General features: G+C 65.8%; 22 protein-coding genes. 9 read left to right on the forward strand and 13 right to left on the reverse strand.

From position 1 onward, the window contains the following. Window positions 1-17: 17 nt before the first annotated feature. Window positions 18-935 carry a hypothetical protein gene (locus AC07OZ_RS18680; protein ID WP_495468588.1) on the reverse strand — a complete coding sequence of 306 codons (918 nt, stop codon included), beginning with the start codon at window positions 933-935 and terminating at the stop codon, window positions 18-20. Between the two features lie 278 nt (window positions 936-1,213). Here AC07OZ_RS18680 and AC07OZ_RS18685 point away from each other — a divergent pair, with 278 nt between their 5' ends. Beyond that, window positions 1,214-2,440: a TAXI family TRAP transporter solute-binding subunit gene (locus AC07OZ_RS18685; RefSeq protein WP_495468589.1), complete on the forward strand. Its 1,227-nt coding sequence runs from the start codon at window positions 1,214-1,216 to the stop codon at window positions 2,438-2,440. A 28-nt stretch (window positions 2,441-2,468) separates the two neighbouring features. Here AC07OZ_RS18685 and AC07OZ_RS18690 read toward each other — a convergent pair whose 3' ends face one another. From AC07OZ_RS18690 to AC07OZ_RS18700, 3 genes are read right to left on the reverse strand one after another with little or no spacing between them, the layout of a single operon-like run. After that, window positions 2,469-3,110 (reverse strand): hypothetical protein, encoded by a 642-nt coding sequence (locus AC07OZ_RS18690; RefSeq protein ID WP_495468590.1) that lies wholly within the window; start codon window positions 3,108-3,110, stop codon window positions 2,469-2,471. Then, window positions 3,107-4,798 (reverse strand): transporter substrate-binding domain-containing protein, encoded by a 1,692-nt coding sequence (locus AC07OZ_RS18695; protein WP_495468591.1) that lies wholly within the window; start codon window positions 4,796-4,798, stop codon window positions 3,107-3,109. The genes AC07OZ_RS18690 and AC07OZ_RS18695 overlap by 4 nt, the downstream gene beginning before the upstream one ends. Continuing rightward, the gene (locus AC07OZ_RS18700) at window positions 4,773-5,453 is read right to left on the reverse strand and encodes a HemK2/MTQ2 family protein methyltransferase (protein ID WP_495468592.1); all 681 of its coding nucleotides are present in this window, start codon (window positions 5,451-5,453) and stop codon (window positions 4,773-4,775) included. Before AC07OZ_RS18700 ends, AC07OZ_RS18695 begins: the two co-directional genes overlap by 26 nt. Before the next feature lie 184 nt (window positions 5,454-5,637). On the opposite strand from AC07OZ_RS18700, the gene AC07OZ_RS18705 reads away from it, so the two are divergent. Continuing rightward, window positions 5,638-6,105 carry an ExbD/TolR family protein gene (locus tag AC07OZ_RS18705; RefSeq protein ID WP_495468593.1) on the forward strand — a complete coding sequence of 156 codons (468 nt, stop codon included), beginning with the start codon at window positions 5,638-5,640 and terminating at the stop codon, window positions 6,103-6,105. A gap of 132 nt (window positions 6,106-6,237) precedes the next feature. Beyond that, window positions 6,238-6,621, forward strand: coding sequence for a tautomerase family protein (locus AC07OZ_RS18710; protein ID WP_495468594.1), 384 nt, complete (start codon window positions 6,238-6,240; stop codon window positions 6,619-6,621). 125 nt (window positions 6,622-6,746) lie between these two features. Here AC07OZ_RS18710 and AC07OZ_RS18715 read toward each other — a convergent pair whose 3' ends face one another. The 3 genes from AC07OZ_RS18715 to AC07OZ_RS18725 all read right to left on the reverse strand — a co-directional run bounded on the left by AC07OZ_RS18715 (window position 6,747) and on the right by AC07OZ_RS18725 (window position 8,210). Next, window positions 6,747-7,124: a hypothetical protein gene (locus tag AC07OZ_RS18715; RefSeq protein WP_495468595.1), complete on the reverse strand. Its 378-nt coding sequence runs from the start codon at window positions 7,122-7,124 to the stop codon at window positions 6,747-6,749. Further along, a complete protein-coding gene (locus AC07OZ_RS18720; RefSeq protein ID WP_495468596.1) occupies window positions 7,121-7,417 on the reverse strand; it encodes an autorepressor SdpR family transcription factor in 297 nt (98 codons plus the stop codon). The genes AC07OZ_RS18715 and AC07OZ_RS18720 overlap by 4 nt, the downstream gene beginning before the upstream one ends. Before the next feature lie 529 nt (window positions 7,418-7,946). After that, window positions 7,947-8,210, reverse strand: a complete 264-nt coding sequence (locus AC07OZ_RS18725; RefSeq protein WP_495468985.1) for a DUF2024 family protein — start codon at window positions 8,208-8,210, stop codon at window positions 7,947-7,949. A gap of 743 nt (window positions 8,211-8,953) precedes the next feature. Between AC07OZ_RS18725 and AC07OZ_RS18730 the strand changes: the two genes are divergently transcribed. Together AC07OZ_RS18730 and AC07OZ_RS18735 are read left to right on the forward strand one after the other, a co-directional pair. Further along, complete coding sequence (locus AC07OZ_RS18730) at window positions 8,954-9,400, forward strand: DUF4231 domain-containing protein (protein WP_495468597.1); 447 nt, start codon at window positions 8,954-8,956, stop codon at window positions 9,398-9,400. Next, window positions 9,397-9,789 carry a hypothetical protein gene (locus tag AC07OZ_RS18735; RefSeq protein ID WP_495468598.1) on the forward strand — a complete coding sequence of 131 codons (393 nt, stop codon included), beginning with the start codon at window positions 9,397-9,399 and terminating at the stop codon, window positions 9,787-9,789. Before AC07OZ_RS18730 ends, AC07OZ_RS18735 begins: the two co-directional genes overlap by 4 nt. A 260-nt stretch (window positions 9,790-10,049) precedes the next feature. On the opposite strand, the gene pdxR is transcribed toward AC07OZ_RS18735, so the two are convergent. Then, entirely contained in the window at window positions 10,050-11,474 is a 1,425-nt protein-coding gene (gene pdxR, locus AC07OZ_RS18740; RefSeq protein ID WP_495468599.1) for a MocR-like pyridoxine biosynthesis transcription factor PdxR, read from the reverse strand. A gap of 223 nt (window positions 11,475-11,697) precedes the next feature. Here pdxR and AC07OZ_RS18745 point away from each other — a divergent pair, with 223 nt between their 5' ends. The 3 genes from AC07OZ_RS18745 (at window position 11,698) to AC07OZ_RS18755 (ending at window position 13,446) form a co-directional block, all read left to right on the forward strand. Continuing rightward, complete coding sequence (locus tag AC07OZ_RS18745; protein WP_495468600.1) at window positions 11,698-12,333, forward strand: nitroreductase family protein; 636 nt, start codon at window positions 11,698-11,700, stop codon at window positions 12,331-12,333. A 93-nt stretch (window positions 12,334-12,426) separates the two neighbouring features. Continuing rightward, window positions 12,427-12,972: a carboxymuconolactone decarboxylase family protein gene (locus AC07OZ_RS18750; RefSeq protein ID WP_495468601.1), complete on the forward strand. Its 546-nt coding sequence runs from the start codon at window positions 12,427-12,429 to the stop codon at window positions 12,970-12,972. A 9-nt stretch (window positions 12,973-12,981) separates the two neighbouring features. After that, entirely contained in the window at window positions 12,982-13,446 is a 465-nt protein-coding gene (locus AC07OZ_RS18755) for a DUF3788 domain-containing protein (RefSeq protein WP_495468602.1), read from the forward strand. 167 nt (window positions 13,447-13,613) lie between these two features. Here the strand turns inward: AC07OZ_RS18755 and AC07OZ_RS18760 are convergent, their stop codons facing one another. The 5 genes from AC07OZ_RS18760 to AC07OZ_RS18780 all read right to left on the reverse strand — a co-directional run bounded on the left by AC07OZ_RS18760 (window position 13,614) and on the right by AC07OZ_RS18780 (window position 18,507). Continuing rightward, window positions 13,614-15,890, reverse strand: coding sequence for a tetratricopeptide repeat protein (locus tag AC07OZ_RS18760; protein ID WP_495468603.1), 2,277 nt, complete (start codon window positions 15,888-15,890; stop codon window positions 13,614-13,616). 76 nt (window positions 15,891-15,966) lie between these two features. Next, window positions 15,967-16,548 carry a DUF6624 domain-containing protein gene (locus AC07OZ_RS18765; RefSeq protein ID WP_495468604.1) on the reverse strand — a complete coding sequence of 194 codons (582 nt, stop codon included), beginning with the start codon at window positions 16,546-16,548 and terminating at the stop codon, window positions 15,967-15,969. Beyond that, window positions 16,545-16,943: a hypothetical protein gene (locus AC07OZ_RS18770; RefSeq protein WP_495468605.1), complete on the reverse strand. Its 399-nt coding sequence runs from the start codon at window positions 16,941-16,943 to the stop codon at window positions 16,545-16,547. The genes AC07OZ_RS18765 and AC07OZ_RS18770 overlap by 4 nt, the downstream gene beginning before the upstream one ends. A gap of 1 nt (window position 16,944) precedes the next feature. After that, window positions 16,945-17,526 carry a hypothetical protein gene (locus AC07OZ_RS18775; protein WP_495468606.1) on the reverse strand — a complete coding sequence of 194 codons (582 nt, stop codon included), beginning with the start codon at window positions 17,524-17,526 and terminating at the stop codon, window positions 16,945-16,947. A 54-nt stretch (window positions 17,527-17,580) separates the two neighbouring features. After that, window positions 17,581-18,507 (reverse strand): helix-turn-helix domain-containing protein, encoded by a 927-nt coding sequence (locus tag AC07OZ_RS18780; protein WP_495468607.1) that lies wholly within the window; start codon window positions 18,505-18,507, stop codon window positions 17,581-17,583. A 186-nt stretch (window positions 18,508-18,693) separates the two neighbouring features. Here AC07OZ_RS18780 and AC07OZ_RS18785 point away from each other — a divergent pair, with 186 nt between their 5' ends. Beyond that, complete coding sequence (locus AC07OZ_RS18785) at window positions 18,694-19,245, forward strand: carboxymuconolactone decarboxylase family protein (protein WP_495468608.1); 552 nt, start codon at window positions 18,694-18,696, stop codon at window positions 19,243-19,245. The last annotated feature ends 29 nt before the right edge of the window (window positions 19,246-19,274 follow it).

Genomic DNA, 19,274 nt, shown 5'->3' on the forward strand with positions numbered 1-19,274 from the left:
GCCGCCAGGACCGCGGTCTACAACGGGATAGGCACCGGCACCAGCGCATCACCTTCGTCAGTCCGACCTTGCGTATTCCACTCCTGGGCGGCCTCGACGAATTCCGGCGAGGGGTTGCCATCGCTGACTTTCGTCAGCGCGGTCGGGGCGAGCACGGGCGCCTTGGCGCCGGCATCCTTCTTGTAGCCCCACGCCACCGTGCCCAGGTAAGTGCCGGCATGCTGGCCCTCGAGCACCACGGCCGCAGTCTCGAAGCTCTTGCCGGTCTCCTTGCTGTTGACTGCCGAACTCGGCATGTCCCACAACCTGGCCGGGATGTTCTTCCAGACGCGATTGCGCATCCCGTAGGTGTTCTCGCCCTTCTTGGACAAGTTGTCCGTGAGCGTGCTGGCGCTGCTGTCGGCGCTGTTGTGCGCGCCGTAGACAGGGTTCGTGTTGCGCGCGCCGGACTCACCTCGATCGCGGTCGATCGCACGGCCTTCCTTGTTCAGGGGCACGGCTTCGTATCCGGTCGGGTCGGGCTTGCCGCCGGACAGCGCGGTGACGGTCTGAATCAGGCCGATCTTGGCGCCGAAGGGGGCGCCCGCGCCGGGCTTGAACACGAGCGAGATCTCGGCGCCGAAGCCGATGTCGGAAAGGGGGTCGGGCCGCTTCGGCCCCCAGGCCTCGTATTTCTCGGTGTCCCACTCGCCGCCGGCCGTGGCGACGACGCGCTGGACGACGGCGGATCCGAAAGCGGACTGGATGGACCGACGCTGCGCAACCATGCGCGGTGAGTCATCAACCCAGCGTTGAAGAGGACCCGTGGGGTTCTTCTGCTTCGCGGTCTCACGCTCCCGGTGAAGCTGCAAGGGCTGTTTGCTTGTGGTGGTCACGCCGTGCCTCCAATTGCTCGCGTGCCTGCAAGCTATCCCGTGGCAAGGACGGCCGTCCATCGGAGATCTTCTGATTTTCATCGGCAGGATTGCCTGGTCGCGCTCCTCCCTGCGCGAAGCCATGCAGACATGGGGAACACCGCCGCGGCCCGCACTCGTCGATGTGCCTGCGCCTTGCGGCGCCGTCGCAACGGTCCGCCGCGCCGGCCTAGGATCCGATCTGATTCTTCGCCTCCGGAATGCCGCGATCGCGCGGCGGGCCGCGCCAGACGCCGCGTTGGCGCTCATCATGGCCACGGCGCCGCGATGGCGCGGTCCGGGAGGTGATCATGTCGCGCTTGAGTCTCTGGGTTCTGATCCTGCTGGCGACGCTGTGTTGGGCGTTGTCGGGTGGCGTCCGACGTGCGTTGCCGCCGCAGCGCGTCGTCATCCAGGCGGGGCCGCCCGGGGGATCGTTCGACAACCACGCCCATCGCTACGCCGAGCATCTGCGCGCGCATGGCCTGCAGGCCGAGGTCCGCAACCAGAACGACAGCCTGCGCATCATCGACAAGCTCGACACCTCCGATTCCGGCGTGCACGTCGGCTTCACCGCGCAGCGCGTCGATGCGGCACGGCATCCGCAGGTCCAGTCGGCGGGCGTGGTCGAACTGCAGCCGCTGTTCCTGTTCCTGCGCCGCGAGTTGGCGGAGCCGGCCACGCTGGCCGATCTGAAGGGCCATCGGCTGGTGATGCCGCTCGAGGGCAGCGCGACCGCGCAGGCCACCCACGATGTGCTGGCCCGCTACGGCGTCAGCGCGGCCAATGCCAGCTTTTCGTTCCAGCAGATGAGCGACGCCGCCACCGCGCTGCAGCGCGGCGAGCACGAGGCCGGCTTCTTCATGCTGGCGCCCGGCAACGCGATGGTGCGGCGGCTCGCGACCGATCCGGGGCTGCGGATGTTCTCCCTGAGCGACAGCCGGGGCATCGCCCGCAACCTGGACTACCTCAAGCCCGCGACGCTGGTGCGCGGCGCCTTCGACCTGCAGGGACCGCTGCCGCCGCGCGACGTGTCGCTGGTGGGCGCGACGGTCAACGTCGTCGTCCGCGAGGACATCCACCCTGCCGTGCTCTACGCGCTGCTGCAGGCGATGGACGAAGTGCACAAGGGCCAGACGCTGGTGTCCGACCCGGGCGACTACCCGCGCCAGACCGGCGCCGCTTTGCCCGTGCATCCGCTGGCGCTGGAATGGGCCAAGAGCGGCACACCCTGGCTGTACGAGCACCTGCCGGCGGCCGTGGCCGGTGTCGTCGATGCCTACTGGGGACCGGTGCTGGTCCTGGTGGCGGTGGTGTCGGCCTTCGGCACGCTGACCTCGCTGACCGGCTTCATCGAAGCGGCGTTGCTGGGCATCGCGCTGCGGTGGCTGGGCTGGCTGCAGCGGCGTGTCGATCGCGGCAGCCGCCCCGGCTGGGGAGGCCGGCTGCTGTTCCGGATGGTCGAGCCGGTGATCCTGCGCCAGGGTCAGGAGCAGATCGCGCGCGACCGGCTGGAGCGTTTGCGGCCGCACATGTCGGCGGGGTGAGCACGGGACTCCTGCCGATCGGCGGCGCCTAGCCGGAGCGGCGCTCCACGCGCCGTTGCGCGGCCAGGATCATCGCGTACACCGCCTGGCGAATCGCGACGAACACCAGCACCACGGCGGCTATCAGGCACAGCCGGTCGGCGGCCTGGGGCAGTCGCTCCAGCGCGCGCAGCGTCACGGCGGTCGCCTCCTTCACGCCGACGGCGGCGCCGAAGCCGCTGGACAGCACCATGACGAAATAGGCCCGCGCCAGCCCCATGAGGAACAGCGGCACACCACCGCGTGCGCCGGCTCGCCGGTCCAGGACGGCCACCCGCAGGTTGTCCGCGACGTAGGCGGCGGCATAGGCCGACAGCGACCATGCCACCGCGCCGCCCGGCGACACCGCCCAGCGCGCGGGCAGCGCATGCAGCAGCACATGCATGACGACGAAAGCCGGCGCCGCCCGCAGCAGCGCGACCACGGTGCCGGCGCCGCGCGCGCTCATCCGCCGCCACGGCGATGGCTCGCCGCCGGTCGGGGGCAGTCGCAGCGCGCCGAGTGCGAGTCCGGCCGGCAGCCCGATCGCGAGCGCCTCCAGGGCGAGCGACAGGTTCGTGCCCAGCGCGCGCGCGAAGGTCGGCGCGAACACCGGCAACACCTGGAGCAGCGAGGCGTCCGGCGCGCTCATGGCGGTGATTGGCGCGGCGATCGGCGCGGCGATCGTTCCGGCGGCTGTGCCGGCCCCGGCACGATCGGCGCCGGCTGCAGCCGCGACTCCACGCGGTGGAGCAGCGCCACGACCAGCGACACCAACGCCATGTAGAACACAAGGAGCAGCGCGAAGGTCGTCGTCGACCGGGCGGAGAAGGACGCGATGTCTGTCTGCGCCGCGAGCAGCTCCGGCACGCCGATCAGCGATGCCACCGGCGTGCCGCGCGTCGCATTGACCGCGAAGGCCGAGATCTGTGCCCGCGCCCTCAGCGCCGCAGCGCGCAGCCCGGCGCCGCGGCCCTCGTCGCGCAGGGCCAGTCGGGCCTCGGCCACGGCCTGTCCGGCGTTGCTGCCGTTGAACAGGCCGAGCACGACGACCGCCACCAGCGAGGCCATCGCCGGCGTGGACTGGCCGGCACCGCTGAGCAGCAGGCCGGCGGCGGTCATCATCAACACCATCGGCGTGGACTGGGTCGTCAGCAGCACGCCGCGCAGCGGCCAGCGCAGCGCGCGGGAGCGCGCCGTCAGGCCGGCACCGAAGCCCAGCGCCAGCAGCACCGTGGACAACACCGCGCCGACGACCAGCACGACGGAGTAGCCGACGCCCTCCAGGAACAGGCCCAGCGCCACCCGAGTCTTGAGCATGGCCAGCGTCACCTCCAGCCCCCAGTGCCCCTGCAGCCAGAGCTCCAGCCGTTCGACGGCGTCGGCGATCGGCGTCGGCGCCAGGTGGTTGTCGCGCGGCGGGTCGAGGCAGCGCTCCGGCTCGAGCGCCGAGGGCGCCATAGGTTCATTGCAGGGCGGCGAGGACCAGCGCTGCCGCTGTTCTTCCAGCCAGGGCTCCGGGACGCCGTACTCATGCGCCAGGCGCAGCAAGGTGCCGTCGGCGTGCAACTGGCGGAGTTCACGAGCCAGCAGCGATGCCAATGGCGCGCCGTCGCGGCGCGCGACCACACCCCACGGCAGGGGCGCGAAGGACAGCTTCACTTCATAACTCGCCGGCAGCAGCGGCAGCAGCAGACTGTCGTCATGCGCGACCAGCGGACAGGTGCCCGCCTGCAGCTGCTCCACCAGCGCGCGCGGCGTGCCGAAGAGCATCAGCCGCGCGCCGTTGACCGCCAGCTCGGCATTGGTTGAATTGCCGATGGTCACGCAGACCGTGCGTCCCGCCAGTGCCGACAGCGTCCGCAACTCGGGCGGTCCTGTGCCGCGCAGTCCGACGACCACGGTATGCGATTCGTAGTAATGCGGCCGCACGAACAGCGCCTGGCCGTCGCGCTGCGTGGTGTGGCCGGTGGTGGCGATGAGCAGGTCGACGCGCCCGTCGCCCAGGATCACCATCCGGTTCGCCGCGTCCACCTCGACGAAGCGCACGCCGACGCCTAGCCGCTTCGCCAGCAGTCGCGCGAGCGCGGGCTCGAAGCCCCGCGGTCCGTCCGCCGTCGACTGGCTGAACGGCGGGTAGAACGCGCGCACGCCGATGCGGATCTCGCCGCGGCAGCGCACGCGCGACAGTGCGTCGGGCTCGGCGTCGCAATCGACTGCCGCGTCCGCTGACGGGATGTGGGAAGCGTCGGGCGAAGCCTGCGCCGCCCAGCCGCTCGCCGCCAGGACAAGGCACAGGAGCGCTGCCCGCCAATCACGCGCAGGGGTCGGGCAGCGCATGCCGGATCTCGACGACATGGAAGTCGCAGAAGACATAGGGGCCGACGACATGGAACGCCCTGCCCCGGTGGCTCTCCAGCCAGCGCGGGGGCAGCAGGCGCACCTTCCAGGCCGGGACCGGCGCCGACACGGTCTGCGCAACATCCAGGCGCAGGCCTTGCGCCGCCAGACGCCGGGTGGTCTCCTCCAGCCCGACAAAGCTGCTGTGGGTGAGGACGGCCATGCCCGCCGGCGCCAGGTGGTCGCCGAGGCCGTCGAGGAAGCGGTCGAGCACCTCGCGACCTTCGCGGCCGCCGTCGCTCCAGCTGCGCAGCCGGGCGCCCTCGGCGCAGTCGTCCTGCAGGGGCAACTGGGGCGGGTTGAAGGCGATCAGGTCGAAGCGCTCCCCGTGCACAGGCTCCCACAGGTCGCCGTGATGCACGGTCGCATGAACGATGTGCTGCGCCCGCAGCAACGCGCGAGCGTGGGCCACGGCCTCGGGCTCGATGTCGACGCCGACCAGCTCGCGCGCGCCGGCCGCCGCCAATGCGGCCAGCACGACGCCGCTGCCGGTGCCCATTTCCAGCGCGCGGCCGCTGAAGGGTCCGATCAGCCGCAACTGCCGCAGCAACGCGGCGGTGTATTCGGACGGGCGGAAGGGATTCTCTTCGGGCATGGGTGTCGACTCCGTCGGGACACCCGATGCTGTGACCGCTCGGCGGCGGCGGGTATCGGCGATTCGCTGAGATCGGGGGTAGGAAAGGCGTGATCCCCGATCGATGAGCGCGAAGCCTTCGCGCTCGATCTCTCCGGGATCTCCTCCAGTCACGTGAGCCCCTACTTGAGAGAGGATCGCCACGATGCCCACATCCGAACACGCAGAGCCGCTGCGCCTCACGTCCCTGAGCACGGCGCCATTGAGCGCCGTCATGCTCACGCTGTCCGCCCTGTGGATCGGTGCCCTCCCCCGGACGCTTCATGTCGTCGGCATCGACCTGCCTTGCGAGCTGAGAGCCCCCGGGGCCGAGCCTCGCTTCCACACCATTTCCGTCGATCGGACCGGCGTGGTGGCCTGGGATGGGGAGATCCTGGTGGGTCCGTCGGCCCTCGAAGCGCGGCTGCGCGCGGTCTCCGCCATCGCCGTCGAAACGCGGCCCGACATCGAGATCGATCCCCGGGAAGGGGCGGAATATGGCGCCGTCCTGGCCGTCATGGCCGCCGCCCAGCGCAACGGCCTGCGGGCGGTCGATGTCGTCATCGCGCACTTCGGAGACCGCCGCGAGCGCCTCCATGCCGTGACGCCTCTCCCCCGCTTGCCCGCCGAATAGCACGACGGGGCCATTCGGACGTCCACAAGGGTTGGCGCACCACCTGACCCCACGCATTGGCCCTGGGCGTACCAGGCATTCCCGGGCATGACAGGATGAGGGGCCAATTCCGGTGAGCGAAAGGATTCCGTCATGCCCTTGGTTCGCATCGACATGCAGCGCCAGTCCGACCCCAGCTATCCCCGCCAGGTGGGAGCCGCGGTCTACGAGGCCATGCGCCAGACGATCAATGTCCCGGACAAGGACAACTTCCAGATCCTGACCGAACACGACGAGACGCACTTCGTCTTCGACCCCAGCTATCTGGACATTCCGCGCTCGAGCCGGCTGATCTACATCCAGATCACGCTGAACGAGGGGCGGACGCTGGATCAGAAGCGCGCGCTCTACAAGACCATCGTGGAGCGCCTGGCACCGCTGGATGTCCGGCCCGAGGATGTCTTCATCAACCTGGTCGAGGTCAAGCGCGAGAACTGGTCGTTCGGGAATGGGGTGGCGCAGTACGCGAATCCGTGAAGGGGGAGGACCGATTCCAGTCTGGACCCGACGGTTGCCCAGCAGCGAAAGCAGACTTCTCCACTGGTCCTTCGGAATGCTGCTGAACAGCAGGGAACTTCGGGGTGCGCCGTCGGCCCCGAGACTCAGTGACTGACCTTCGCGCGCTTGCAGATCATGACGCAGTAGGTCATGGTTATCACGATGCCCGTCAGCACTGCGGCACTCCCGAGCCACACTGCCAAGGCAATCGGCGCGAATGCCCACAGAGCCGCGTAAACGACGCCGCTGATGAACAGCGACCAGCCACCGACGCGACGCGCTTGCCTGGCACGAAGGTCTGGAACGAAGGCTTTTGGCAAGCGGTTCCCGAACCAGGCAACCATCAAACCCGTTGCGCCGATGACGACCCGCGTCACCGTCTCCGCGTCCATGTACTCCATCATCCGGAGTTGCCTGCAGACCAGCGCGAGCAGCAGGATGCCCAAGCCCCATGCGAAGCTGCCGACGACGTCCTTGTTCATGAGATTCTCTCCTTGCGCGATTTCGATGCTTGCTTGCCAAGGTCGAACGAACGGACGAAGCCCAACAGCGCGTCCTCCAAGACCGTCAGCTTCAGGTGATAGATGACGGACTTGCCGAGCTTCTCCGCATGAACAAGGTCCGCGTCCTTCAGCACCGAGAAGTGAGCGGACATCGTTGGCTTCGAGACGCTGAAGTGCTCGCACAGCTCTCCTGCGCTCATGGGACCTTGCCGCAGCAGCTGCAGCACTTGCCTGCGCGTCGGGTCTGACAAGGCACGGAACACTTGACTCATGGCCTGATAATTAGCCAATCATCGAATTGAGTCAAGATGTGCGTTAGGGGGGAGGGTTTTCTCACGGCCTCGGCCAAAAGGCGACGCCCACGAGGGCCCGCTGTCGTTCAGCGCGGAGGGATCTTTGGTTTGCCCGTCAGTGGCGGCCCGGCGATGCCCTCGGCTTCGTTCCACTCCACGACCACGCCATCGCGTTTGCGAACGCCGTAGTACCCGACAAGGCTGCTGCCGACCCAGTCAGGTCCCGCATCAGGAGGTGCTGGGCAGCGGGATCTGACGCGAACCACGAAGTACTTCCTGTCGTCGTTGTCGACGACCTCGCACCGATATTCGTCAGGGCATCTTGTTTCTGGGCCCAGTGCGGCCTTCACTGACCCGCAGGCTGTCGAGGCAGAGCCGATGGGTGCTGCCCACGCCGATGGCGCCAGGACGACGGCCAGGATGAGGAGCTGATTTCGCATGGAGCGAAGTATGCGGTTCCCTGCAGACCTAATCATGAACGAACCCGGCCGACGCCCGTGCGCCCGTCTCACTCGCAGTTCGCCAACTCGATGATCGCGAAGCCTTCGCGCGCGACCTCTTCGATGACCGGCTCCGGCGCGATCTCCATGTGGCAGAAGCGGCACTCCTCGGCCGACAGCTGATGCGCCGGCAGGCCCTTGGCGGCGAGGTACTTGCGGCCGAAGGCCAGCACCTGATCCTGCGCGCGGGACGCGTCCGGCACGAGGATGTCGAAATGCATCAGGCGGCCGTCGGGACGGGTGACGTAGGTGTCGAACACGGCGATCTTCATGGGGGCCCCATCGGGGAAGTTGTCGATGGCCCAGTGTGGAGGACCGCGGCGCGGCGAATGCCACTGAACGTCCAGCACCCGCATCAGATCGTCCGGACGCTCGGCTCCTTCGCAGGGTCGACCTCCTCGATGACCTGATCGGCAGTGCGGCCGGTCAAAGAGCTTGCCGATCTCATGCAAGGTCCAACCATGCTTCCAGCACTCCCACATCAGCGCCTTCTGACTGTCGGAGTAGTAGAGCCGTGGCCGTCGCTTCATTTGCAATACTCCTGCCGCATGCGCGGCTATCAGTGTGTTGCATCGACCAGTTGAATCCGCCAGCGGGAGCGGGCACTAGACTGGGCAACTCGACGGTCAGCTCCCGGCCAGAAGCGGCCACCCGTGGACGGCTGGTATGCGGAGGTCAACATGGCCGGCCGAGACGGGAGTGCTTGTCAGGCTGCTATGGAGCGTTTTCCTCCGTTGCACCGGCTTCCCGCGGCTGGCAAAGTCGCGCCGCTTCCCACATCAATTTAATGATCGACCACACCTTGCCTGCCGGGCAAATTTCCCATGCCCAACAACGCCTTTTGGCAATTCATGCAAGCTTGGTCAAGCAGCTGTCGGTGGAGTTATGCGACACGAACTGCTGGATAAACCAATAGTTAGGCTTCACAGGGACCGACTGCCCGGCTCCTACTAACGCAAACGGAAAGAACTGTATGCCGAGCGAAAGAACGAATGCGCTAGATGCTTCCCTCGACATGCTTCAGCGCCAGCTCTACGAGCAGCTTGAGTACTTCGATCAACAGGCATTTCGGGCGCGGAGGCGAGGCCTGCTTCTACGAAGTCTTCAGACAGTCACTCTCGCCACACTCCCCATCCTCCTAATTGTCGATTGGAGAATGGGCAATGAAGTTCTCACCCTGGCATCGATAGTCCTGTCGGTGATGGCTTTGCTCATCTCGACCTTGACTCAGCTTTTCGATGATGGATCTCGTTGGCAACTGTATCGAACTAGCCGAAACGAACTAATGGAGCAGATCCTGCGCCTCCGTACTATGGGCGCTGATCCTGATGAGTCCGAGAGTCGGAAGCTTGATACGCTGAAGGAGACGCTTGATTTACTTCGACGGCGAGAGCTCTCGGTGCTGTACGCCATCGACCCCCGTGCTAGCGAAGTACGCGCTGCAATGGGGGATAAGCAATGAGCGACCTCGAATCTCAGAAGGCAGCGCTCTGCCTTGAAATGCGCAAGAATCGTTCGGCAAACCGCTACACCTCGATTCCACAAATCGGAGTCCTCGCCGTAATGGCACTTTCGCTGGCCGCTATAGCCGGGTATGGGCTCTTGGTGGCTGCCGAGCAGCTCCGCTCCGATCACAATATTGCAATTTTTGCCAAATCGCTTCCAGTTTTCGTCGGAGGGAGCGCCTCAGCTGTCTCCGTCTTCGTTTTCAAGCTACTAACACGTATCAGTGATCTCTCCAAAGAGTTTGTCCACCAAGAGAAGCAATTCGCCAGTCATATTGCCAAGGTAGGGCTTTCAACCACTGAAGCTGATGTTCGCAAAGTCCTCGACGCTTACACCAAGCGGTGAAACCTAACCCATCGATCGAAGCAAGACCCAACAGCAAGCCGGCCTGCTCGCCTCCAGGTGGTGCGTATCATCCTTCCGGCGGGTAGGCCGTCTCGCCGTCGGTCCCGCCTCACCTCGAACGTTGAACGACCGTTTCGACGCCGCGAGGACGCCGTTGGCAATTGCCGCAACGGGTCGAAAGGAGTCGCCTCCCCAGTGATCTTCGTTGAGGCTCGGCCGATCACTGGACAAGATCAGGTCGCCCGGTGACCTACGCCGCATCAGGTCTCTCGACCAAGCTGGCGATATCTGCCGATGATCTCGAACAACCTGCGGCACGACGAGGCGATCTTCGACTCCGGTGCAGTAGCGACACCCAGAAGAAGACCGGGCAAAGCCCTGGATGGCGTGGCGTACCACATCGACAGCGGTGAGGGCCCCATGCCGAGCGCTGCGGCCTCACGAGCGATCTGCTTGTCTGGCGCGCCATCAGGCAGTCTGAGCAGCACTGCCAGGCCGGCCCCCAGCCACTCTTCATCTCGCTTCTGCAACTCTGCACACAGGGCATCCCGCTGGGTCGAGTAGAGCCGCTTCAAACGGCGAACTCGACGGACATAGTGGCCATCCGCCATGAACTGAGCCGTAGCGAGCTGAACCACGGGAGATGGTGCTGGCGCCAGTGTGGCGACAACTTCCGCGAAAGCGTTGGTCAATTCGTCTGGAACGACGATGAATCCGATTCGCAAGGCCGGACTGATCGTCTTGCTGAACGTGCCAATGTGAATGACCCGACGTCCTTCGTCCAATGACGCGAGGGCCGGGGCGGATCTGCCCGCGAGCTGGAGCTCGCTCAGGTAGTCGTCTTCGATGATCCACGCATCACGAGTCGCAGCCCATTCCAGAAGTTTCAGCCGCCGTCTCAGAGACAGCGTGGTGCCCAGTGGCGCCTGTTGACCAGGGGTCACCACAGCCAGCGCTGCGTCTGCGGCGTTTTCGATTCCGTACTCCACATCGATGCCTTCGGAATCCACTGGCACCGGCACGGGTTCCAGGCCGGCGAGCTCCAAGCCCCTGCGAGTCACCATGAAGCCGGGCTCCTCGATCCATGCCCTCCTTCTCTCCAAGCCCAGGACCCGCAATGCGATGCCGAAGCCAGCCGCATAGCCAGCGGTGATGAAAACCTGCTCGGGAAAGCACTGCAGGTTTCTTGCGATGGCGAGATAGCTGGCGATCTCCTTGCGCAGCTCAAGCTCCCCCCTGGGGTCTGGATAGAGGTACGACGAAAGACCGCTGGCCTTCAGAAGGTTGGATGAGCGAGCGCGAGTGAACAGCTTCTCCGGAAACCCTTCGTGAGCCGGAACGCCGAGCTGAAAGACCGAAGGACCGGCGTGCATCTCACCATAGGACCTCATGAACTGGCCGACAGAAGGTGCGCCGGGTCGCTTCAACTTCATGCGCAACTGCGGGGCGACACGTGTACCGCGTGCCCGGTTGCTCTCGATCAGCTGTGCATCAGCCAAGCGTTCATATGCGGCCTGCACTGTTCCGCGCGCGACACCGAGCTGAGCTGCAAGGTCTTGCCACGAGGGGAGTCGAGCTCCCTCCGCCAGCAGGCCCGATTCGATCCCCCTGCAGATGCTCAAGCGAATCTGCTCCGACAAGGAGAGCTTGGCCGTCCGGTCAAGTCGAATCTTCAGGTCTGACATCGCTTGCGATCCTCTGGTGATGAGACACGGTTCATCGCGTCATGAATTCATCGTCGCAGCTCGCTCGCCGGTTGTCATCACATCGAAGCGATGAGCACTTGGTACACACAAATTCGACGCATCTTGGTTCTTACGGCCGTACCAACGATTGACCAGAATTTCTACGCCGAATGAGTGCAAAACGTAGGACCACGATCAACCGAGCCTTCACTGCGGGACGACCATGAACAACGGAACAAGCCAGACGAACGCCGTCATCGAATGCATCCTGAGCCGGACGGCCGCCAAGTATTACGACCCCACCGCGACGCTGAGCGACGCGCAGATCTCCGACTTGGTTCGGATCGCGACTACGGCGCCGACCTCCTTCCACCTGCAGAACTGGCGCTTCATTGCCGTGCGCTCGCACGCGGCAAAAGCTCGCCTGAGCCCCATCGCGTGGAATCAACCTGCCGTGAGCGATGCAGCCGTCACCTTCATCGTCTGCGGACAGTTGGTCGATACCAGCGTGATCCCGGATCGCCTGGCTCCGCTTGTAGAGGCTGGAATCATGCCGGCGTCGATGGTTTCGGAATGGGAAATCCCCGCGCGCAACCTCTACATGGAATATCCGCAGCGCCGTCGCGACGAGGCAGTGCGTACGGCCACCTTCGGTGCGGCGGCCATGATCTATGCGGCACGCTCCATGGGAATGGGCTCTACGCCCATGATCGGCTTCGATGCTGAAGCGGTGCATCGCGAGTTCCGACTGGGCGAGGAAGAGATTCCGGTCATGCTGCTGTCGATTGGCGCGGAGCGGCCGGGCAATTGGCCACAGAAGCCTCGCCTGCCGGTCGCAGAAGTTCTCGACTTCGTTTGATCCGGGACGAACTCAGAAGCCACACACGCCGCCGGCGACGCCGGCGCCGAATGAGCACAGATCACATCTTCAACACACCAAGGGATCACCATCATGCCCAGAACTGCAGCCCTGACGCCGGAACAGGTCCCGGCCGGATCGAAGCAAACGCTCGACGCGTTCACCAAGAACATCGGCTTCACACCCAACATGATGGCGACGTTCGCGCAGAGCCCGATCGCCTTCAACGCGTGGGCCACGCTGCTCGGTTCGCTGAGCAAGGCGCTGGACGTGAAGACACGAGACAGCATCGGCCTCGCCGTATCCGAGCTCAATGGCTGCAACTATTGCCTGACGGTCCACAGCTTCACGGCTGAACACATGGCCAAGTTGCCGGTTTCCGATATCACACTGGCTCGCAAAGGCATTGCCGCCGATCCGAAGCGTGAGGCAGCCCTCCAATTCGCACGCAAGGTCATCATGACCCGCGGCCAAGTCGGCGAAGCGGATCTGGCCGCTGTCCGAGATGCCGGGTACACCGACGCCAACGTGATGGAAATCATCGCCCTGGTGGCGATGTACTCGCTGACGAACTACATCAACAACGTGTTCGACCCCGAGAAGGACTTCCCGCTGGTCTCTCCGGCCGGCTCGATCTAAGGGCGCGACATGAAACAGACTCCTGAAATCGGCGACCGGATCACTGGCCAGTCCACACCTCCAGATGAGGATCAGGTTCGTACATGGATGGGGAGAAGCGCTTTCACTCATTGGACCCGGCTGCGCGAATGGATTGCCGCTTCGTATCCCGAAGTGTTCTCGCCGGACTGGCTACATGGTGGCAAGAGTCGCGGATGGTCGATGCGCTACACGAAGGGGAAGGCGCTGTGCACGCTTATCCCCGGATACAGAAGCTTCTCCGTTCTGATTGTTCTTGGGGGTGCCGAGCGGGAGAGGTTCGAAAGGTTGCGTGACTCGTGGAGCCCGCAACTGGTGAGGAACTACGACGACACGAGGACGTTTCATGATGGGAAGTGGCTGACTGTTCCGGTCCTGTCATCGGACGATCGGCGTGAAGTCGCCGATCTGATCGAGATGAAGCGGCCAGCTCTGGCAGCCGCCAAGGCGGTCTGAACGTCGTCCCGCCCTTCGGCGTGCACGCCGCATGATTGGAGCGATCAGCCTGAGCGCGACGTCCGCCCTGCTTCGGCAGCGATCACTCGACGCGAACGAAGGATGTGCGCTTTCAGTGGCTTGAAGCTGAATCCGGATCAGCGCTGAGCCAAGAACGTCCGATCCGATCACTCGATGACCTGATCGGCCGGAAGGTGACCCGCCAATCGATGCTCATGAACCCGCCTCAAGCCCCGCTCGAGATGGCGGGTGAAGGCGACCGCATCGAACAGCCGGCCCGCCGTCCGCCCGTCCCGGACCGCCTGCTTCACCCGCGCCAACGCGCCCGCGTCCCGGGCCAGTTCGATCGCCTTGGCGACGTAGGCTTCCGGATCTGCCGCGATCAGGTCCTCGCAGCCGATCGCGCTCAGCACGCTCGCGGCCATCCGTGCCGGGAAGCTCCGGCCCGCGACCGTCAACACGGGAACGCCCATCCACAACGCATCGCTCGCCGTGGTGCCTGCGTTGTAGGGGAGCGTGTCGAGGAACAGATCCGCCAAGGCGAGCCGCTCCAGGTAGGCATCGCGCGAGACCCTCGGCGCGAAGACGATGCGCTCGGCAGAGAGGCCGCTCGCCATCGCATGCTGGCTGAGGTTGGCGGCGGCCACGACATCCTCTTCCAGGACCCAGAGCACGGCTTGCGGCGCGCCATGCAGGATCGCCGCCCATCGCTCCCACTGGTCCGGGAGGATCTTGCACGGGTTGTTGAAGCAGCACATGACGAACGCGTCCCGCGGCAGGCCGACGTGATCGCGTGTCAAGCCCGTCGCAGGCACCGGGCGCTGGCGATCGTTGGCCTGGTACCAGGGCAGCAGGAGCAGCCGCTCATCGAAGAAGGAGCGCGCCTCGTCCGGAATCAAGACCTTGTCCGCGATCAGATAGTCATATGAGCCCGAGCCGGACGTTCCGAGGAAGCCCAGGTAGAGCAGCTGGATCGGCGCGGCCCGCGCCGCGAAGATGCCCGGCCTCGCACCGTCGGTGAATCCGGTCAGATCGATGGCGATGTCCACCTCCAGGCGCTGGCACAGGCTCGCCACTTCCAGGTCCGTGTGAAGCGCGACATCGTGGAAGGCATCGAACGCACCACGAAGCCGATGCTGCATGGCGTCGTCCTTCACGTCGCCATAGTTGATCGCCACGACCTCGAAGGACTCGCGGTCGTGAAGCTCGATGACCTCGGCCATCAGGTACGACACCGGGTGAGATCTGAAGTCCCGGGAGATGTACGCGATCTTGAGACGCCGGGCGGAGGTCGATGTCTGCGTCGATGCGACGGGTGCTGGTTCCGCCGGGATCCCGCTTGAGGCAGCGTTCCCGTGCGACTCGATGGCGTCGTCGGGATGAAGCCCTTGAGCCCACAGGCGGGACGCTCGCTGCTGCAGCGCGGGGTCGTCCAGCACCGTCTGGACGACCAGCGGCTGGATGCGTGGCATGCCGTCGGTGATGTCCTGCACCAGGCTGTGCAAGCCGCTGTCGAACTGCCGCCAGTCGAAGATGTGCATCGCCGCATACAGCCGGATGCTTCGCAGCCCGTCCATGTCCGGCTGGATCGCCAGCGCGCGATCGAAGTCCGAGATCGCTTCGGAAAACCGCCGGTTCAGCAGCAGCAGGCTGCCGCGGTTGTTCAATGCGGCGAGGTGCCGGCCGTCGATGTCCAGCGCCCGCGTGAAGGCCGCAAACGCCTCGTCGGCGCGGCCCAGTTCCTGGAGCAGCACGCCTCGCGTGTTGTTGACCTCCGCATCCCGCTCGAAGCGCGTGCCCATCAGGCCCAGCGTGGCGATCGCTTCTGCCCGCATGCCCGCGTCGATCCGCGTCCTGGCGGCCTCCCTCAGCGGCCGGGCGTCTTCGGGCATCGTGTCCGCGGCGAGGTCGAAGGCCATCAGCGCGGCGTCGGTCGCTCCCATCAGGCGATAGGTGAGGCCCAGCCCGAGATAAGCCGCTCCATACGCCGGGTTCAGGGTGGCGGTGCGCTCGAAGGCCTGGATCGCGTCCTCGTGACGGCCTGCCTCGCGCAACGAGGTGCCGAGGTTGAAGGCGATGTCCGCGTTGTCCGGTCGCAATTGCGCCGCGGCCGCGAAACACGTGGCGGCGCTGTCCCAGTTCCGATGCTCGGCGAGCAGCGCGCCAAGTCGCGTGAAGGGCCGCCAGTCGTCGGGAAACCGCTGCGTGGCCTGATGCAGCGCATCCACCGCGCCGGCGGCGTCGCCGGCCCTCTGCCGGACCGAGGCCAGCAGCACGAACACGTCCGGCGTCGCATCGGTGGCTCGCGCCGCCTCGTCCACGACGGCCTCGGCTTCCGCCAGCTTGCCCTGCTCCGCCAAGGCACTGCCGCGTGCCGCACGCGTGGGCAGCGCTCCGGGTGCCCGCCGCTGCGCATGCCGCGCGCCTCCGCCCTTCGAGCCCATTGGTCTTGCTCCCCGCTTCGTTCAACCCAATCCAGACATGGGTCGACTCGGCCTGGACATCCTATAGGAGCCCGCCTCATCGCGAGTCAAAGCGCTTCTGGGCCTCGGCGACGTAGTCCGCCAGCGGTTGAAGGTCATGTGATGCGCGACGCTGATCGACCGCATCTTCATCAACGATGGGTTCGGGGGTCATCCGCCCGTCGATCAATCGCAGTTGCGTGCCGAAGAGTTGTGGTTGTCCGCGATGGATGCGGATTCGATCCGCGAGATACGCGACGTGACGGCGAGGCGCCGCGCCGTGTTCCGCCGCACGGCGCAAAGCGTTCAAGGCCTCCTCCTGGAAAGCCACATCGTCGTCCGCATGCTGTGCCAACATCCAGGCTGCCTTGGTCACCTCTTCACCGTACTTGCGCTGGTCCGGCCAACCGCATCGCTTCAGCAACACGCGGAACTGTTGGGCATGCTGGCCGCCCAGAGCCTCCATCGCATTGATGAGACGGCGCTCATCGACGATCACGCCGCCAGCCACGCTGCGAATGGCCTGGTCTGCCGCCAGCCAAGTCGTCAGGCGCTGACCGTAATCGGCAGGGCAACCGGGACCCGCGTGCGCCAAGGACACGCCGAAGACGAGAGCCAATGCGGCGATGGTCTTCCTCACGCGTTTCCCGGTGTGGCGTTCAACTCCTCCAGCACCTTCAGCGCGATCGCCCCGAGACCCGCGCCGACGCCCCTGTTGTGCGGTGACAGGTTTTGCTCGTGCGTCACGTCGTCCCATTCGATGACGCCTTCTATCACCAGGTGCAGCGCGTCCGTCTCGATCTCGAAGTCGATGAAGCGGCCTTCCGCGGTCAGCAAGCGGCCGAACAAGCGAGGCATGCCTGGGAAGTCGATTTCCAGGCGAATCACGATCGCCCGATCGCAGTCGACGCCGCGCACTTCCGCGACCTGTCGCAAGGCGTGCGGCCACGGAGTCGCTCGCCAATGATTCGCATCACTGCGAATTCGGAGCTCTGCACTCGCGTTCTGCTGCTGGACGTTCTGCTGCCGCGACACGTCAGTCCTCCCTGTGCAGAACCTCGACCGACTCGCAGATCACGAATTGGCGATCGAGTGTCAGAACGATCGCGGAGCTTTGCAGCGCATGTGACTCCATCGTTTTGACGTTCAAGAGCGGATTGACGGCGGCAGCCAGCGCTTCCATCACGAACTGGGGGCCACGAGCCAACAGGCCGTAGCCGCCAAGCAGATGCCCCCGCAGGGCCTCGGGTGAACCGTTCAGATAGGTCGCCGGATCGCGCCAGCGGTCGAACTCCTTTGAGAGCACGGCGTGAGCGCGATAGAACACCTCTTCCGGCGACGCCGGCGCGGAGGAAAAGAATATCTGCGACTGCGGACCGTGATGGTCGGCCAGCAGGATGTGTTCCTTGGGCTGATCGATCGATCTGATGCAGCCGGCCGTGACAGTGAATTCCTTGGGACGGATGCACTTGAGTTCGACGTGCTGCGTTCCTTCAGGCATGACGAAGCTGTCGTAGTCGATGTGCAGGCGAAGGTCGCCCGCATCGTCCAATGACACCGAGCTCACGCGTGCGTCAAGGTCTTCATACAAGGTATCGATGAGCGTCTGCAGATCCATATCCACTAGCCTAGCCGAAAGCCCACGCTCGCCCGTCGGCCGTGAGCGCAAGTCTCAGGCAGCACTCGACTCGCCCTGCTCCACCAGCCCCTGCCGCCATTCCCTCGGCGACCGCCCCACCCGCTGCGTGAAGACGCGTGACAGTGCCGACGCATTCGCGTAGCCGAGCTGATCGGCGATCTGCTTGATCGAGCGGCCCAGCCGCAGTTGTTCCTGCGCCAGGCTCAGGCGCCAGTCGGCGAGGTAGGCCGCCGGCGCCTGCCCCACCAACTCGCGGAAGCGCGCCGCGAAGGCGCTGCGCGACATGCCCGCGCGCGCCGCCATGCGCTCGAGGGACCACGCCTCGCCCGGCGCCTCGTGCACGGCCGCGAGCGCCTGCGCGACGCGCGGATCGGACAGCCCCGTGACGAGCCCCGGCTGCACGCCCGCCTCCGCCGGATGGTCGATGAGCCAGCGCAGCAGCTGGATCAGCACGACCTCGAACAGCCGGTCCGCCAGCACGCGTTGGCCGCAGCGCAGCCGCTCCGTCTCCGAGAACAGCAGCTGCAGGGACATCTCCAGTCCCTCCACGCGCGCCAGCGGGAGCAGCACCAGCGGCGGCAATGCCCGCACCAGCGGATTGAGCGGACCGCCGTCGAACTCCAGCTCGGCGCAGGTGTAGTCGGAGCCCTCGCGCGGTGGATTGCGGAACTCGTGCGCGACCGGACGCGGATAGAAGAGCAGCGAAGGCTCGTCCACGCGCAGCTTGCGCGGCAGGCCGGCGCTGGCGGGATGACGGAGTTCCATCTCCCCGCGCTTCATCACATGCAGGAAGCCCCGGCCCGGCAACGGATCGAACGGACTCACGCCGCACAGCGGTCCGACATGGAACAGCCGCGCGCGGACGCGGAAGTGCTCCAGCAGCGAGGACAGACGGTCGATCGGCGGCAGCGACGCCGTCGATGCCGCAGTCGCAGCGGTCGCTGCGGTCGCAGCACTCACCTTCCTCGCTGGGGTCGAGGCAGCGGCGGAGGACGGGGATTTGGCAGCCATGGACGTTTGGATTCGTTTGATGGATGAAACGCGGCCAATGGTACTCCTTCGAGGACCACACTGACGTCCAGCAGCAAACGAACACCCGACGCTGCCTGACACAGCCACCGTCCTCAACCATTGAAAGGAACCATCATGTCCGTCACCTCCCGCGTCGCCCTCGTCGATCCCAAGCAAGCCCAGGGCGACGCCAAGGTCGCGCTCGACCAGATCCAGGCCGCGTTCGGCGCCACGCCGGCGATGTTCCGCGCCGTGGCCAACTCGCCCGCCGCCCTCAAGAGCCTGGGGGGCAGCTTCGGCGCCCTCGGCGGCGGCGTGATCCCCGCGAAGCTGGGCGAGCAGATCGCCGTCGCCATCGCCGATCGCAACGCCTGCGAGTACTGCCTGGCCGCGCACACCGCGCTGGGTCGCAAGGCTGGCGCGAGCGCCGATGAAATGGCCGCCGCGCAGATGGGCGAGTCCGCGGATCCGAAGACCGCCGCCGCGCTGCGCTTCGCGCTGAAGGTCGTCAACGACCGCGCCCAGGTCAACGACGCCGACGTGCAGTCGCTGCGCGACGTCGGCTTCGACGACGGCGCGATCGTGGAGATCCTGGCGCACGTCGCGCTGAACCTGTTCACGAACTACGTGAACGTCGCCTTCGCGGTGCCGGTGGACTTCCCGTCGGTGAAGCTGCGCCGCGCTTGAGCGCGCGTCGCCGACCGCGCCCGCGCCCA

It is taken from the genome of Roseateles sp. GW821-FHT09G03 (assembly GCF_059416045.1).